14 protein-coding genes are annotated in these 15880 nt (G+C 60.8%); 7 read left to right on the plus strand and 7 right to left on the minus strand.

Going from position 1 to position 15880, the window contains the following annotated elements:
- Positions 1 to 50: 50 nt before the first annotated feature.
- The 4 genes from X727_RS139240 to X727_RS139225 are packed head-to-tail and all read left to right on the plus strand — an operon-like array spanning position 51 to position 4787.
- Positions 51 to 1628: an ABC transporter ATP-binding protein gene (locus X727_RS139240; RefSeq protein ID WP_023835086.1), complete on the plus strand. Its 1578-nt coding sequence runs from the start codon at positions 51 to 53 to the stop codon at positions 1626 to 1628.
- A complete protein-coding gene (locus X727_RS139235; protein ID WP_027050893.1) occupies positions 1625 to 2749 on the plus strand; it encodes an ABC transporter permease in 1125 nt (374 codons plus the stop codon). The genes X727_RS139240 and X727_RS139235 overlap by 4 nt, the downstream gene beginning before the upstream one ends.
- Positions 2749 to 3669, plus strand: coding sequence for an ABC transporter permease (locus X727_RS139230; RefSeq protein ID WP_023682526.1), 921 nt, complete (start codon positions 2749 to 2751; stop codon positions 3667 to 3669). The genes X727_RS139235 and X727_RS139230 overlap by 1 nt, the downstream gene beginning before the upstream one ends.
- A 50-nt stretch (positions 3670 to 3719) precedes the next feature.
- Positions 3720 to 4787 (plus strand): BMP family ABC transporter substrate-binding protein, encoded by a 1068-nt coding sequence (locus tag X727_RS139225; RefSeq protein ID WP_023682527.1) that lies wholly within the window; start codon positions 3720 to 3722, stop codon positions 4785 to 4787.
- 139 nt (positions 4788 to 4926) lie between these two features.
- Here the strand turns inward: X727_RS139225 and rimO are convergent, their stop codons facing one another.
- The 7 genes from rimO to X727_RS139190 all read right to left on the minus strand — a co-directional run bounded on the left by rimO (position 4927) and on the right by X727_RS139190 (position 12127).
- Positions 4927 to 6240 (minus strand): 30S ribosomal protein S12 methylthiotransferase RimO, encoded by a 1314-nt coding sequence (gene rimO, locus X727_RS139220; protein ID WP_023691314.1) that lies wholly within the window; start codon positions 6238 to 6240, stop codon positions 4927 to 4929.
- A gap of 139 nt (positions 6241 to 6379) precedes the next feature.
- Positions 6380 to 7039, minus strand: coding sequence for a TerC family protein (locus X727_RS139215; RefSeq protein WP_023668959.1), 660 nt, complete (start codon positions 7037 to 7039; stop codon positions 6380 to 6382).
- A 262-nt stretch (positions 7040 to 7301) separates the two neighbouring features.
- Positions 7302 to 7709: a DUF930 domain-containing protein gene (locus X727_RS139210; protein WP_032889884.1), complete on the minus strand. Its 408-nt coding sequence runs from the start codon at positions 7707 to 7709 to the stop codon at positions 7302 to 7304.
- A gap of 119 nt (positions 7710 to 7828) precedes the next feature.
- Positions 7829 to 8755 carry a glycosyltransferase family 2 protein gene (locus X727_RS139205; RefSeq protein ID WP_023691313.1) on the minus strand — a complete coding sequence of 309 codons (927 nt, stop codon included), beginning with the start codon at positions 8753 to 8755 and terminating at the stop codon, positions 7829 to 7831.
- Positions 8756 to 9955, minus strand: coding sequence for an FAD-dependent oxidoreductase (locus X727_RS139200; protein WP_023835087.1), 1200 nt, complete (start codon positions 9953 to 9955; stop codon positions 8756 to 8758). It abuts the gene before it with no gap.
- Between the two features lie 64 nt (positions 9956 to 10019).
- A complete protein-coding gene (locus X727_RS1000000165735) occupies positions 10020 to 10409 on the minus strand; it encodes an FdtA/QdtA family cupin domain-containing protein (RefSeq protein WP_023835088.1) in 390 nt (129 codons plus the stop codon).
- A gap of 1526 nt (positions 10410 to 11935) precedes the next feature.
- A complete protein-coding gene (locus X727_RS139190) occupies positions 11936 to 12127 on the minus strand; it encodes a DUF3606 domain-containing protein (protein ID WP_023668952.1) in 192 nt (63 codons plus the stop codon).
- 186 nt (positions 12128 to 12313) lie between these two features.
- On the opposite strand from X727_RS139190, the gene X727_RS1000000168640 reads away from it, so the two are divergent.
- From X727_RS1000000168640 to X727_RS1000000168135, 3 genes are all read left to right on the plus strand, one after another.
- A complete protein-coding gene (locus tag X727_RS1000000168640) occupies positions 12314 to 12475 on the plus strand; it encodes a hypothetical protein (protein ID WP_023691300.1) in 162 nt (53 codons plus the stop codon).
- 314 nt (positions 12476 to 12789) lie between these two features.
- Complete coding sequence (locus X727_RS139185; RefSeq protein ID WP_023835089.1) at positions 12790 to 13980, plus strand: site-specific integrase; 1191 nt, start codon at positions 12790 to 12792, stop codon at positions 13978 to 13980.
- Between the two features lie 562 nt (positions 13981 to 14542).
- Positions 14543 to 15748: a helix-turn-helix domain-containing protein gene (locus tag X727_RS1000000168135; protein ID WP_155923612.1), complete on the plus strand. Its 1206-nt coding sequence runs from the start codon at positions 14543 to 14545 to the stop codon at positions 15746 to 15748.
- The last annotated feature ends 132 nt before the right edge of the window (positions 15749 to 15880 follow it).

The raw sequence follows: 15880 nt of genomic DNA on the forward strand, positions 1-15880 counted from the left end.
GGCCAGCGCATACCATGCTGGCGGGAACACAGAACATGTCCGGGAACCGGATGGGAGGCACTGTGAGTGCAGATCATGATGGAGCGAACCTGCTTGAGGTTCGTGGCCTGACCAAGATATTCGGCACGCTGACGGCGTGCGATCATATCGACCTCAACATCGCCAAGGGCGAGATCCACGCGCTGCTTGGCGAAAACGGCGCCGGCAAGTCGACGCTGGTCAAGATGCTGTTCGGCTCGCTGGAGCCCAATTCCGGCGAGATATTCTGGAACGGCGAAGCGGTGCGGATCACCAGTCCGGGCATGGCGAAGAAGCTCGGCATCGGCATGGTGTTTCAGCACTTTTCGCTGTTCGAGGCGCTGACCGCGGCCGAGAATATCGCTCTGTCTCTGGATGACGGCTCACCGATCAGCTCGATCGCGGCCAAGGCGAGGGCGCTTTCCTTCAGCTATGGCCTGCCGCTCGATCCGGACTCGCTGGTCGGCGATCTCTCGGTCGGCGAACGCCAGCGCATCGAGATCATCCGCTGCCTGTTGCAGACGCCGCAGCTCATCATCCTCGACGAGCCGACCTCGGTGCTGACGCCGCAGGAAGCCGACAAGCTGTTCGAGACGCTGGAGCGCCTGCGCTCCGAGGGCAAATCCATCCTCTACATTTCGCACCGGCTGGAAGAGGTCAAACGCATTTGCGACCGCGCCACCGTGCTGCGTCACGGCAAGGTCGTCGGCCATTGCAATCCGCGCGAGGAAACGGCTTCGTCGCTGGCCCGCATGATGGTCGGTAACGAGGTGAAGGCCGTGGTGCGTGCGCCGGCCGAAGGCATCGAGACCGCGCAGCCGCTGCTCGAAATCCGCGCCCTCAGCCGCAAGCCGGCAACGCCGTTTTCGATTCCGCTGAAGAATATCAACCTCACTGTGCGCGCCGGCGAGGTGATCGGCATTGCCGGTGTCGCCGGCAACGGCCAGGGCGAGTTCTTCGAATCCGTCTCCGGCGAGGTGCTGCAGCAGGACGCCGCATCCGTGCGCATCCGCGGCAAGGATGCCGGCTCGCTCTCGATCACAGGCCGGCGGCTGATGGGCGCTGCCTTCGTGCCGGAAGAACGCCTCGGCCATGGCGCGGCGCCACGCATGAAGCTTTCGGAAAACCTGCTTCTGTCGCGGCACGCCACCGACGGCAAGGTTTTTGTCGGCGTCGGCGGCGCCGTCAAAAGCGGTGCGGTCTATGCCGCCGCCCAGCGCATCATCGTGGCGATGGATGTGCGCAAGAGCGCGCCCGATCCGGAAGCTGCGGCCCTTTCGGGCGGCAATCTGCAGAAATTCATCGTCGGTCGCGAACTCGACCGCAGCCCTGCCGTCATGGTCGTCAACCAACCCACCTGGGGCGTCGACGCCGGCGCCGCCGCTCATATCCGCCAGGCGCTGATCGAACTGGCGCGCAGTGGCTCGGCGGTTCTGGTCATCAGCCAGGACCTCGATGAGCTGTTCGAGATTTCGGACGCGATCGCGGTCATGCACAATGGCGAATTGTCGAAGCCGCTGCCGATCGCCGAGGCCACTTTCGAGAAGATCGGCCTGTTGATGGGCGGCGCCGAGCCCGGCCACGCCGAACATGGTCTGGAGACGGCATGATGCGCCTCGAACTCGTCAAACGCCCACAGCGCTCGATGCTGTTTTCGGCGCTGTCGCCTTTCATCGCCTTCGCTCTGACGATCATCGCCGGCGCGGTTCTGTTCGCGCTGCTCGGCGTCAACCCGCTGACTGCTTTCGGGATTTACTTCATCGAGCCGATCAGCCAGGTCTGGCAGCTGCATGAGCTGGCGATCAAGGCCGCGCCGTTGATCCTGATCGCGGTCGGCCTGTCCGTCTGCTACAAGGCCAACATCTGGAACATCGGCGCCGAGGGACAGTTCATCCTCGGCGGCATTTTCGGCTCGGCCATTCCGGTGCTGTTTCCCGGGTTCGAAGGCCCGCTGGTGCTGCCGCTGATGCTGTTGTTCGGCATGGTCGGCGGCGCCGCCTACGCTGCAATCCCGGCTCTCTTAAAGACGCGCTTCGGCACCAACGAAATCCTGACCAGCCTGATGCTGGTCTATGTCGCCCAGCTTTTCCTCGACTGGCTGGTGCGCGGTCCCTGGCGCGATCCGCAGGGCCACGGCTTCCCGCAGACGATCCAGTTCAACGACTCGGCGGTGCTGCCGGAACTGATGCCGGATGCCGGCCGCGCAAATTGGGGTTTTGTCTTCGCTCTCATCGCAGCCGTGCTGATCTGGGTGCTGATGAGCCGCCTGCTCAAGGGTTTTGAGGTCCGCGTGCTCGGCTCCAGCCCGAGGGCAGGGCGCTTCGCCGGTTTCGGCCTCAACCGCATGGTGTTCTTCGCCTTCCTGCTGTCAGGCGCGCTGGCTGGGCTTGCCGGCATTTCGGAAGTCTCCGGCGCCATCGGCCAGCTCCAGCCGGTGATCTCGCCCGGCTACGGCTTCACCGCCATTATTGTCGCGTTCCTCGGCCGGCTCAATCCGCTCGGCATTGTCGCCGCCGGCCTGGTGCTGGCGTTGACCTATCTCGGCGGCGAGGCGGTGCAGAGCGCGCTCGGCATTTCCGACAAAGTGGCACGCGTGTTCCAGGGCATGCTTTTGTTCTTCGTGCTCGGCTGCGACACGCTCATCCACTATCGCATCCGTCTGGTCGGCATGGCGCTGACGAAAAGCGCGGCGAAGCTTGAAGCCGCGCCGAAGTTGAAGGAAGCCCGCTGATGGACATCGCCGTCAACATCCTTTTGACCATCGCCACGGCGGCGACGCCGCTTTTAATAGCGGCCATCGGCGAACTGGTGGTCGAGCGCTCCGGCGTGCTCAACCTCGGCGTCGAAGGCATGATGATCATGGGCGCCGTCGGCGGCTTCGGAGCCGGCTATCTCACGGGATCGCCCTGGATGGGCCTGTTGGCGGCAATTGCCATGGGCGCGGTGTTCTCGCTGCTGTTTGCGGTGATGACGCTGTCGCTCGCCACCAATCAGGTGGCGACCGGCCTGTCGTTGACGCTGCTCGGCCTCGGCCTTTCCGGCATGATGGGGACCAGCTTCGTCGGCCAGCCCGGCGAGCGGCTGCCAAACCTCTACGTTCCGGTGCTCACCGACATTCCCGTGGTCGGCAGGCTGTTGTTCGGCCAGGACCCGATCTTCTACATCTCGATCGCGCTGACGGCGGCCGTCATGTGGTTCCTGTTCAAGACCCGCACCGGCCTCACTCTGCGCTCGATCGGCGACAGCCACACATCGGCGCATGCGCTCGGCATCAAGGTCATCCGCTACCGCTATCTCGCGGTCATCTTCGGCGGCGCCTGCGCCGGCCTTGCCGGCGGCCATCTGTCGCTGGTCTACACGCCGCAATGGGTGGAGAACATGAGCGCGGGCCGCGGCTGGATCGCGCTGGCGCTGGTCGTCTTCGCCTCCTGGCGGCCGTGGCGCGTGCTCGCCGGCGCCTACATCTTCGGCGCGGTGTGGATCGGCCAGCTTCATGCACAGGCATTTGGCATTCCGGTGCCTTCGCAGCTGCTTTCTTCTCTGCCCTATCTGGCAACCGTCGTGGTTCTCGTTCTAATCTCGCGCAACAAGCGTCTGACGATGATGAACACGCCGGCTTCCTTGGGGCAGCCATTCGTTCCGGATCGTTGACAACAAAAACAAACGGGAAGCTCCAAGGCTAAACTCAGAGAGGTAACACAATGAAAAAACTGCTTATTGCGTTGATGACCACGACCGCCGCCATGTCACTGGCGGCGTCCGCGCAGGCCGCCGACAAGTTGAAGGCATGCTGGGTCTACACCGGCCCGATCGGCGACTTCGGCTATTCCTACCAGCACGACCAGGGCCGCCTCGAGGTGGAAAAGGCGCTCGGCGACAAGGTCGAAACCGCCTATCTCGAGAACGTCTCGGAAGGTCCCGATGCCGACCGCGCTTTCGAGCGTCTGGCGCGCGAAGGCTGCAAGATCATCTTCGGCACCTCTTTCGGCTTCATGGACCCGGAAGTGAAGGTCGCCAAGAAGTTCCCCAAAGTGATGTTCGAGCACGCCACCGGCTACAAGACCGCTGACAATCTCGGCATCTACAATGCGCGCTTCTATGAAGGCCGCTATGTGCTCGGCCAGATCGCCGCCAAGGAATCGAAGGCAGGGGTCGCCGGCTATATCGTTTCCTTCCCGATCCCCGAAGTGGTGATGGGTATCAACTCCTTCATGCTCGGCGCGCAGTCGGTCAACCCGAACTTCAAGGCCAAGATCGTCTGGGTGAACTCCTGGTTCGATCCGGGCAAGGAAGCTGACGCGGCCAAGGCACTGTTCGATCAGGGCGCCGACATCATCGTTCAGCACACCGATTCCACCGCTGCCTTGCAGGTGGCGGAAGAGCGCAAGCTGCACGGCTTCGGCCAGTCCTCCGACATGATCAAGTTCGCGCCGAACGCGCAGCTGACCTCGCTGACGGACGAATGGGGGCCGTACTACATCAGCCGCGTTCAGGCAGCGCTCGACGGCACCTGGAAGCCGGACAATGTCTGGCTCGGCATCAAGGACGGCGCCGTCAAGCTGGCGCCCTTCACCAACATGCCGGACGATGTGAAGGCGATGGCCGAGGCAACCGCCAAGAAAATCGCAGATGGCTGGAACCCCTTCACCGGACCGGTCGCCAAGCAGGACGGCACGCCGTGGCTCAAGGACGGCGAAGTCGCCGACGACGGCACGCTGCTCGGCATGAACTTCTATGTGAAGGGCGTCGACGACAAGTTGCCGCAGTAAATATCGGAAACGCAAAGGAGAAGGGGCGCCGCGCGGCGCCCTTTTTCATTTCGCGGGCTGCACGCTTCGACTGCGAAACCGCGCCGAGGGCTGTGCCAAAAATCCGAGGGCGCCGGGAGGCGCCCTTTTTGGTAATTTTCTAAACCGCCGAGCCGTAAAGGTCGTAGGCGTCGGCGCGGTCGATCTTGACCGTGACGATGTCGCCTTGGCGCAGCGGGCGGCGCGACTGGATATGCACCGAACCGTCGATCTCGGGCGCGTCGTATTTTGTCCGGCCCTTGGCAGACGTGCCATGCGCCTCGTCGATCAGCACCGGCAGGCGCTTGCCGACCTTCTTGGCCAGCTGCGTCGCCGAGATCTTCTGCTGGCGCTGCATGAAGCGATGCCAGCGCGCTTCCTTGATCTCCTGCGGCACCTGTTCGAGGCCGAGATCGTTGGAGCGGGCGCCGCGGACCGGCTCGTATTTAAAGCAGCCGGCGCGATCGATCCTGGCCTCGTCCAGCCAGTCGAGCAGCATCTCGAAATCCTCGTCGGTCTCGCCGGGGAAACCGACGATGAAGGTCGAGCGTATCGCCAGATCCGGGCACACCTCGCGCCAGCCGCGAATGCGCTCCAGCGTCTTTTCGCCATGGGCTGGACGGCGCATGTTCTTCAGCACCTGCGGCGAGGCGTGCTGGAAGGGGATGTCCAGATAGGGAAGGATTTTTCCATCCGCCATTAGCGGGATGACATCGGCGACATGCGGGTAGGGGTAGACATAGTGCATGCGTACCCAGATGCCGAGCTTGCCCAGCTCCTCCGAAAGGTCGAGGAATTTCGCCCGCACTTCGCGGTCGCCGAACATCGACGTCTGGTACTTGATGTCGATGCCGTAGGCGCTGGTGTCCTGCGAGATGACCAGCAGTTCCTTGACGCCGGCCTTGGCCAGCTTCTCGGCCTCGCGCAGCACATCGGCCGCCGGGCGCGAGACGAGGTCGCCGCGCAGTGCCGGAATGATGCAGAAGGTGCAGCGGTTGTTGCAGCCTTCGGAAATCTTGAGATAGGCGTAGTGGCGCGGCGTCAGCTTGACGCCTTGCGGCGGCAGAAGGTCGATATAGGGATCGTGGCTGGGCGGCGCCGCCTCATGCACCGCGGCCATCACGCTCTCATAGGCCTGCGGGCCGGTGATGGCGAGGACGTTGGGGTGCTTCTCTCGTATGACGTCCGGCTCGGCGCCGAGGCAGCCGGTGACGATCACCCGGCCGTTTTCCGAAAGCGCCGAACCAATGGCGTTGAGCGATTCGTCGCGGGCCGAATCGAGAAAGCCGCAGGTGTTGACGACGACAAGGTCCGCGCCGTCATGCTTGCGCGCGATCTCATAGCCTTCGGCGCGCAGGCGCGTGATGATGCGCTCGGAATCCACAAGCGCCTTCGGGCATCCAAGGCTGACGAAACTGACGCGAGGCGCAGACATGAGAAACATTCCGGGTTTTTCGGGATCGGCGGCCAGTACCACACTTATTGCGGCATTGGTATGGGCAGCGGCTGCGGCGAACGCGACCACTGCCTCCGGCAGATACCCGTAGTATACAGAAGCTGTAGGACCGGCAGAGTCAGCTCACCACAGGACTGACATGCGGCCAGACCTCGACAACGCCGCGATAGACCATATCGATCGCGACGTAGAGAATGATCAGCAGGCCGACATAAGCGATCCAGCGGTGGCGGTGCAGCAGCTTGGCAATGAAGCTCGCGGCCAAGCCCATCAAGGCGATCGACAGCACCAGGCCTATGACAAGCACCGGAAAATGATCGCGCGCCGCACCGGCGACCGCCAGCACATTGTCCAGCGACATCGAAACATCGGCGACGACGATCTGCAGGGCCGCCTGGCCGAGCGTCTTGCGCGGCGCCTTGCCACCTACCGTTCTGTCGCTGTTGAGGTCGGAATCGGAGAGCGCCTCGGTCGCCTCGAACTCGTCGGCATGCGACGTCCGCAGCTCGCGCCACATCTTCCAGCACACCCACAACAAAAGGATGCCGCCGGCCAGCAGCAGGCCGACAATGGCAAGAAGCTTGACGGTGACGGCGGCAAACAGGATGCGCAGCACAGTCGCCGCCAACACGCCGATCAGGATGGCTTTCTTGCGCTGCTCGACCGGCAGGCCGGCGGCGGCAAGGCCGATGACGATGGCATTGTCGCCGGCAAGCACCAGATCGATGGCGATGACCTGGAGGAGGGCCGTCATGCTTGCAGCGCTGAAAATGTCCATCGACCGGAGCCCCTTGCTGTATCGGCGTGTTCGTCGTCGGATATGCCGACGCCCTAACGTGTATGGTTCCCGCGCGTCAAGAGACTGCCGGCGCAATTCCAGGAAAAGTGCGTAGCGGTTTTCCGTCCGGAATCATGCAAAAACAAAGAGTTAGAGTGGGTCAGCTGCTCTGTAAAAAGCTGAACCGCTCTAACGGCCGACGCTGAAAGCCACGGGAATAGGGAAGGTCGTTCTGCCAGAGAGAATTCTGGTCGCAGCGAATTCAGTCGTAGAGATTGTACTTCGCCCAGTCGGCTTCCGGAATCTCGTCGCCGATGCGGTAACGGAACTGCAGGACCTCCATATGGTCAGGCGCCGTCTCGCATTTGAACTTCAGCCGGTACCACTGCCCCTTGCTGCGGAAGGCAGCGCCCGGGCTGCGGATGGCATCGGCCTTCATTTCCGGCGTCGCGAAGGCGTAGGCGACGACGCGGTCTGCCTTGTACTTGTGGTCGTCATGGCTGATGCGGTCGAGCACTTCGGCGTCGCATCTCTGCTCCAGCCGGGTCTCCGGGTCGAGTTTCAGCAGGCCGGCGCGCAGGGCGGCGTCCATCGCGTGGGCGGGCCAGGCCAGCGTCACCGAGGCCAGCGCCGCAAGGAATAGTTTTTTCATGGGCGGGAGAACGACCATAACTCGCGTGAAAAATCAACCGGAGTGCCATTTTGGGGCAGCCGGATATGCGCGGAAATCGCCGTTGGCCGGGCAGGGTGTTTTGACGCAGCCGCTTTGATACGTCGCCGGCGCCATTCTTATTTGTCCGGGCTGCCATGCACCGATTGCCTGTTTCGCCGTCTTTGCGCTTCTCGCGATCGCGGCACCCACCGCCACGGCCGCAAGGCGATATAGACAGCGAGGAAGGCTCTTTGTGCAAGGCCGGCCTCGCTGTGCCAGACCTCCCTTATCCCCGCCGCCCGCAAGGCCCTTCGTTGGGTGCTGTTGCGGTCCCAGCGCCGGCTGATGCTGCCCGCCCGGTAGTATTTGTGGCAGAGCACTTGCGGCACGCGGACAAAGCCGCCGAGCAGCGACAGATGCAGAAGCCAGGTCCAGTCGGCGCTGAATTCGCCTTGGCTGTTGGGCTTGATCCCGCCGCTACGGTGGAACGCCCAGGCCCTGAATATCCCACGATTGGGAACCCACCATCCATGCGGCTGGCGCGCCATCGCCCGGCCACGCGCAAAACCGTCCTGCAAGCCCTCCAGCAGGTCGAACTTCCACGTGGCACTTTCGCCGCTGACTTCGATCACTTCGACGTCGCTGAACGACAGTACGGCCGCGGGATTGGCATCGAGCGCCCGCACCAGCGCCTCGATATAGGTTGGATCGATGACGTCGTCATGGAAGGCAAAGAACATCAATTCGCCGCTGGCATTGGCCATCAGATCGTTGGAGTTCTTCAGCCATCCCAGGTTTTTGTCCCGGCGGAGGATACGGACATCGTCGCGGCCGCCGGCGAAGGCTGAAACGATCTCGAATGTCGCGTCGGTCGAATTGTCCTCCCCGACCAGGATCTCGATATTGTCCCAGGTCTGCGCGGCGAGGCTGTCCAGCGTACGCGAAATGAATGCCGCCGAATTGTAGCATGGCACCAGCGCCGTGACCTTCGGCCGCCAGCCGGATCGAAGCTGGACTTGTTTCTGCGCTACCTGCTTCGCGCCGCCCTGTTCTGTCTCACCCATTCACTCGATCCCGCAGATTTGCCGCGCCAGCCTGTCGGCAAGCCACGGCGCCGTCGAATATTTACCTGTGTCGACCGAGATGTAGTTGCCCAGGCGGTTGACCCCGAATTGGTCGCGGCGATGGATTGTGGCTTTCGGGTCGCTGAGCGAACCACGCCCTTGCGCAAACACGAAGCCGCCGCGTACCTCAAGCTCCTCGGCATCGTCGAACATGCTGGAAACACTGGGCACCAACCGGGCGAGCGTGGCGCGAACGTCGCCGATGAACCGCTGTCGTGCGTCGGCATCGAGCGCTTGCGGCGTTTCGATCGACAATTCGCCACTCTCCGCAAGCAACCCGCTCGGGTACCAGGAGAGATAGAAGTTGCGCCCGTCATAGTTTTTTATGTCGCCGAACGGGCCAAGGGCGACGACCGCGCATGGCACATTGACAGGCTGCCTGGTGCGGCCGAACAGGCAAAGCCTGTAGCGGTGCGACCATCCGGGAACCGGCTCGATGCCGGCCGTGCGGTCGACAGCCAGCCGCCCCTCCCAAAGGCAATTGACGACGATGTCGAACGCCTCACTTTTCTTGCCTGCGACCGCCACGCGCCATTTCCCGTCAATTCCGTCCACCGGCTGTGCCGACAGGACTTTGGACGCCATCCGCAAGCTGATATTGGGTTCACCCCGAAGCGCCGCGCAAAGCCGGTCGGCAACCCATCGCGTGTTGACGGATCGCTCCGGCACCTGGAAGCCGCCGACGATCTGGTCCGAGTTGGTGACATCGGCCAATTCAGTTCTGGAAAGCCGTTTCGACCGCGCCGCCGATACGTCGGCAAGGTAGCTCGTGGCGTCAGCGTGGCTGCGCACCAATACATCCACACGTTCAAAGATCGCCCCCAGCGCCTCGGCAGCGACGATCGAGTTGCGATGGATCAGATAAAGGTCTTCCGAAAGGGTCGTGTGCGCTTCCAGATTGCTTCCGATCAGCTCGGAGACAAGCCTGCCGAAACACAGTCCTCCCGAAAGCAGATGCCGAGCGGTCAGCAGCGAGGGATCGTTCCCGTAGAGATAGCCGAGATGAATCTTGCCCTCGTTCCAACGGCTGGCGCAGGCCATCGGCTCGCTCTCCTTGTCGAAGAGGGTCACCGCGTAGCCTCTGCGGGCCATCATGAGAGCGAGGCTGGCGCCCATGATGCCGGCGCCGAGAATAGCCATTCTGCCGCGAGGCGCTGTCATGTCCTGGCGCGCATCGCGGCCTCTCCTTTCCCGATGACTGTTATCAGGGGTTCGATACGTAGTTTTCAGGGTCGTATTCGGTATCGCAGAAAACCAGCAAAGACGGGTTCTCGCCTTCATAGGTCTGCAGCGCCCACACCGGGGCGTCGACCAGCACCGCGCGATTCGATGCGGTGAGCGTCAGCCGTTCGACCTGTTCCTGATACCGAAATTCGATGCCGATCTCGCCCGACAGCTGCATCATCAATTGCCGGCCCGAGCCGTGTGCATGTCCGCCCCGCGACGTGCCGCGCGGCGCGGTGACGACGAACGCCCGCACGGCTTGGAAATTGTAACCGCTGAACTCGATAGCGGTCAGCATTCCCCTTGGATCGCTATGTAACGAAGTGGGGATCTCGGTGACCTTGCCACCAAAGAACGTTCGATGCTGCATAACGTAAGCCCGCCAGATGCCGGTCGAAATTTTACCTCAGACTAGCGCTTATATCAAAAGACAGGGAATACAACCACTTAGGCGGTGTTTGGGAACACTGCAGCGGATCGATGTCGAGCTCGGCCTCAGGCCGATAGGTGCCGACTACCGAAGGTCGCCGCGCCGTCACGACTTCTGAGTCGCGGCCGAAACCACGGCTTAAGACCTTGGTCTGAGCGGTCTAGGACCTTTGAGTTCGGAAGGCCGGCCGGTTCCAAGGAGGGTGATCTACTTCAGCAATTTCAAAGAGTTATGCTGGTTGGCGTTTCGCCGGCCGGCCGCTTCGTTCTCGCAATGAAAGCACATCTATATCTAAGTTTACCCTTTGTGTTAGCGATTCCTCATGTTGCCCGCTATAGCGGTTAGTGGCGGTGGCAATCTCGGAGGTAGTTATGACATCCCGAAAGACCCTTTTTGCTGCATTTGCGGTGTTCTCGCTTCTGGTGTCGCCGGCCCTGGCTGCTGCTGGTGGCAACGGCCATGGTAACGGCCATGGCAATGGTAACGGCAATGGCAATGGCAATGGCAATAGCGGAGGAAACGGTAATGCTGGCGGCAATGGNCGGCAATGGCGGAGGCGGCGGTTCGGTCGGCAAGTCGGCATCCGCCAAGGGCCAGGCCCCTAAGGGCCAGGTCGCCAAGGCCGCTACCCCTTCTGTGTCCAAGGAAAAGAATATCCATGCCAAGCTCGGCCGGTTGAACTCGCTTCAGCGCAACGCCAACGCCTTTATGCACTCCAAGAGCAAGAACTTCGCTGGCGTGCAGGCTTTTGTGACACAGTCGGCAATAGCCAAGAACGCTCAATCGGCGCTCGACGCCGCTAATCAGGCGGTTACCGACGCCAAAGCGGCGCTCGACGCGCTGAATGCGAAAGCGGCTGACCCGAATACCCTGCCCGAAGATGTCCCGACGCAGGCCGACCTCGATGCAGCACAGGCAGCGCTCGATGACGCCACCCAGGATGCGGCCGCTGCTCAGACCGCCGCCACAGCTGCCGCTGCCAACGTCCCATCGATCGATGCAGCCCTTGCCCAAATGGCCAACAAGCCCGTTGACCCTGAGGTGACAGATTGGGCCAATAGCGTACTTGCCGACAAGATCGACCAAGTAGCCGCCAAGCTGGCGCCGGCCGCGCCTTAAGGCCCCATGCGGCGGCAGCGATCCAATCGACGATAAGCCGTCGGGTCCGCCCGGCGGCTGTACCTTTCTCGCCTATCTGCAGCGTTGGTCCTAATGCAGGTCCGAGATTCTGGTGATGGCTATTTTGCGAAATCTGCAGCCGCGCCGCCGTCCTCAACGCTGAATTCATGCGTGCTTCGCGCATCTTCATCGACCACACGAAACCAATGCTCCTGAAGCGCTCTAGGCGACACCCTTTGGCCCGTGACCTTCTCTACCGCAGATAACGGATCATCGGCGTTCGTGGCCTGAGATGAGACACACTCCTCTCCATGCCACTCTTCCACCTGGTACTCTGGCATGCCGGCCTACCTACCGCTCCCCAGAGCCTTCGCTTCCCGCTCCAGCGTCTCGCGTCGGTTGCCGTGCTTCGCGATCAATTCCTTGACCTGCTGCGGGGTGATGCCGGCCTTGGTGGCGAAATACTCGACTTCATAATCCTCATCGGCAGAGACGCGGTCCCGATCGCGGAAGTCCGTCTTCGTTTTGTCGTCGGCCATTTGCTTTGCTCCTGGTTGAATGATCAACCGCAACGTGCAGCCGCAGCCTTTTGTTGCAGCGGAGCCCGGATTTCCGAAACGGTCACGTGGGAAAACGAGCCTCAGTCGCAGGAGGAGCTGGTGTTGCTGTAACTTTGAACGGAACGGTTCTTCTCCTTGACGGTTGTGACGTGAAGGAGATGCCTCATGTTTGAAAGTGTGATGTGGTTGATCGTCGTTGCTGGTGGGCCACTGTTGCTGGCCCTATTGATGGCGTACGTTCTTATGACCCGACGCCACCGTGGTCCTGCAGAACGCATGGAAAGCGACCGCGCGACCAAACGGCTCTATCGCCAGGACGAACGTTGATCCTGAGGCTGGCGCAACGTTTGCGCTCACGCTGGCCCGCTGCCTCACGGTGGCAGGCTTCTTCGTTTTAGGAAGTTAGGAATAACTTAGGAAAGATTTGGCCCTCTTTGAAAATACAGAGGCAATTCAGCACGGTAGCCAAATATCTGGCGGAGGGAGTGTCCGCCTTGCCCCAGTGACATATCGGTCCAATCAATATAGAATATCATTTAAATTCAGTCCCATAGGCTTATGCAGCGTTTTATGCCATTGCATGCGCCCTCACCGTGTTGCATATTTTTTGGTGGGTCTAATGATGGGTCTTGGAGGTAGGATTGCCGCGCAAAGCTAGAGAGCTTGGACCGTTGGAGGTCAAGCGCCTTTCGAAACCGGGGCTACATGCCGTTGGCGGCGTGGCGGGTCTGGGGTTGCAGGTCAAGGATACCGGTGCACGCTCCTGGTTGCTTCGAATCTCCATCGGGCAACGCCGGCGAGAGATTGGTCTTGGTGGATATCCGGACGTCACACTCGCCCAGGTTCGCGAAAAAGCGCGGGAGATGCGTGCAGCAGTTGATCGCGGGGCCGACCCCGCCGAACAAAGGCGGGCAGCCAAGCGTGCTCTGTTGTCTGCAGTCGCGAGTGAAATTACCTTCGATGAAGCGGCGCGGCGATGGCATAAGTCGAAGCGCCGTGAATACAGGAACGAAAAGCACGCCGCACAGGTCCTGACGACGATCCTGACTTACGCGTCTCCGGCATTGGGTACTGTGCCGGTGGGGTTGATCTCACTTGCGCACATTGTTCAAGTTCTCGAACCCATCTGGGCTGAGAAGACTGAGACGGCCACCAGGCTTCGGGGTCGAATTGAGAACGTTTTGTCCTGGGCCACAGTGTCGGGTTTTCGATCCGGAGAGAATCCTGCAAGGTGGAAAGGGAACCTTGATTCAGTACTTCCAAAGCCGAAAAAGCTGAGGTCGGTATCGCACCATTCAGCCCTGCCATTTGATCGAGTTGCAGAGTTTCTTGTTGCTTTGAAGCGGATTGAGGGGATGGGGTCCAAAGCACTCGAATTTGCTATTTTGACAGCTGGCCGGTCGGGCGAGGTGCGCGAAGCGAAGTGGAGCGAATTTGATCTGCAGAAATCTGTTTGGACGGTCCCAGCCGATCGAATGAAGGCGGGGAGGGAACACAGTGTACCTCTTTCACGGCAAGCCATGCTTGTTCTCGATGGCATCCCAAGGTTCTTGCATTCGGAGATTGTTTTCACGGCACCGCGCGGGGGTTCGCTCTCGGACATGACGCTGTCAGCCGTGATGAGGCGGATGGGTGTTGCAGCTGTTCCGCACGGCTTCCGGTCTACGTTTCGCGACTGGGTGGCCGAACGCACTGCATATCCAAGCGATGTAGCTGAGATGGCACTGGCACACAGCATTCGCAACAAGGTTGAGGCAGCCTATCGGCGCGGTGATCTGTTTGAAAAACGCCGGCAGCTTATGCAGGACTGGTCGGATTTTTGTGCGCCGTAGTGTGGGTCGATATGGCATGTTGACTGACGCAATGGAATCGCTTCTCCTAAAGTGCCTCTTGTAGGTCAAACGCATCGTTCGCGTTGATTGAGATCGAGGAGCAACTTCTGCGCATGACGTGCGGGCAAATGTCGAGGCGAGACCTCGGCAAGGGTCCTGCAATCCATGTCGATATTGCCCAAAGAGGTATTCTATTCAGTTCACGACGTTGCGGCGCGCTATCGCATCTCCGTGAATAGCGTTTGGCGATGGACCTCACATCGCAAAGATTTCCCTAACCCTATCAAGATCGGACCAGGCTGCACGCGTTGGCGTCTGACCGAGCTTGAAGCCTTTGAGAACAGTTCAGGCGCTTGCCTGCTGGCTTCGGCTCGCGCGTCGGACAAGATTGCAAAATGAGGAACCCAAGTCGGAACGCTTCGACACCAACGGGTTTGGCCCACACGGCCTCAAACCTTCGTCGGGCAGGGCTCGACCAGACCTCCGTTGACAGCCTCCGTTCTGTTCCCGTCAAAAGCCACGCAGCCTCTGACTGGAACTCGGCAAACCGTACGAGGGTTGCGTGAGTTCGGAACCTACCATCAGGCGTGGGCCACGCACTACGAATTACACAACCGTTCCGAACCATGTCTTTGAAGACCAACGCCTATCGATGGAGGCGCGCTGGCTACTGGGGTATCTCCTTTCAAAACCCGACAACTGGAAGGTTGTCATAGGTGACATTCGCAACAAAGGGGGATGTGGCCGTGGCAAGGCACAGCGGATGGTCAGTGAGCTTGTCGAGCTTGGTTATGCGGTTAGAGAGCAACCTCGTGCCGACGGACGATTTGCTCCCCTTAGCTTGGTCATTTTCGATGAACCTAGGTCTAAGCGAGGCGACGAGACGTCGGAAAGTGTTGCATTCTTACCGCAGCCCGAAAAACGGTCGACGGCAAATCCGTCGACGGAAAATGCGGCACTAGTAAAGACTGATCCTAAAGCAATTACGGATTATCAAAAGAGAGAGCGAAGCCGCGACGACAAGGGAGAATGTGAGCCCCAGGCGGACGATCCGGCGGGGTTCAAAGCACGGGTTACGCATCTCGCCGAAAGCTTGAATTGGCCGCATTGGGCGAAATCGCCCCTGGATTGGACAGTAGCGTGCTTCGCGGAATTGTCAGATACGGAAAGAGCCGAAGCAGAGGCGAAAGCATCTGCCTATCTTGCCCATTGTGGGCGCAAAGCGCTGGCGCTTGGAACGTATTTCAAAGATCGGAAATGGAAGCATCTTCGCACTTCAGCATTATCAGTGGCCAAGGGGTCATCTGTACTAATGGCCCAGCCATTCGGGAGCATTTGGTGCGCGATCAGGCTTTGTTGGCTACTCCTTCCGCCGCAGCAGTTGCCCAAGCCAAGATCTTTCCTTGGGAAGTTGATGGCTGACGACGGTGCAGCCGGACATCGTGAGCGTTTGGCATACCAGGCGCGGCATGGATGGCCGATGGTCAACCGCATGGATGTTCAGGCTGACAACGGCAACGGAACACCCGTTCCCGCAGACATTCCAATGCTGGAAGTCGTTGGTTCATCTCTAGAACAAGTTCGCCCCGGAACGCCGCTCTGGGCTGCCTGGGAGGCTGAACACCAGAGGCGAGGCTGGCCTTGGTTATCGTCCCAAGGCGATCAGCCAGTGGCCTATTTTCCAGCAGGCGGGCCTGTCAGATTGAAGGCTTTCGAGGAAGCCGTGAAAGGGAAACACGAACATTCAGCTCGTTGGGCTGGCGGATAAGGCGATCTGGAAACGCACATCTTTCGCTTGAAGTGAGATAGCAGCCGACGGGCTGGCATCCCCTTGGAATGTTGGGGAGTGCCATCCACGGATGGGGCTCGAGTTTGGTAAAACGGTTGGGAAAAGTTAGGT

Source organism: Mesorhizobium sp. L103C105A0, from assembly GCF_000502215.1.
GTDB lineage: Bacteria > Pseudomonadota > Alphaproteobacteria > Rhizobiales > Rhizobiaceae > Mesorhizobium.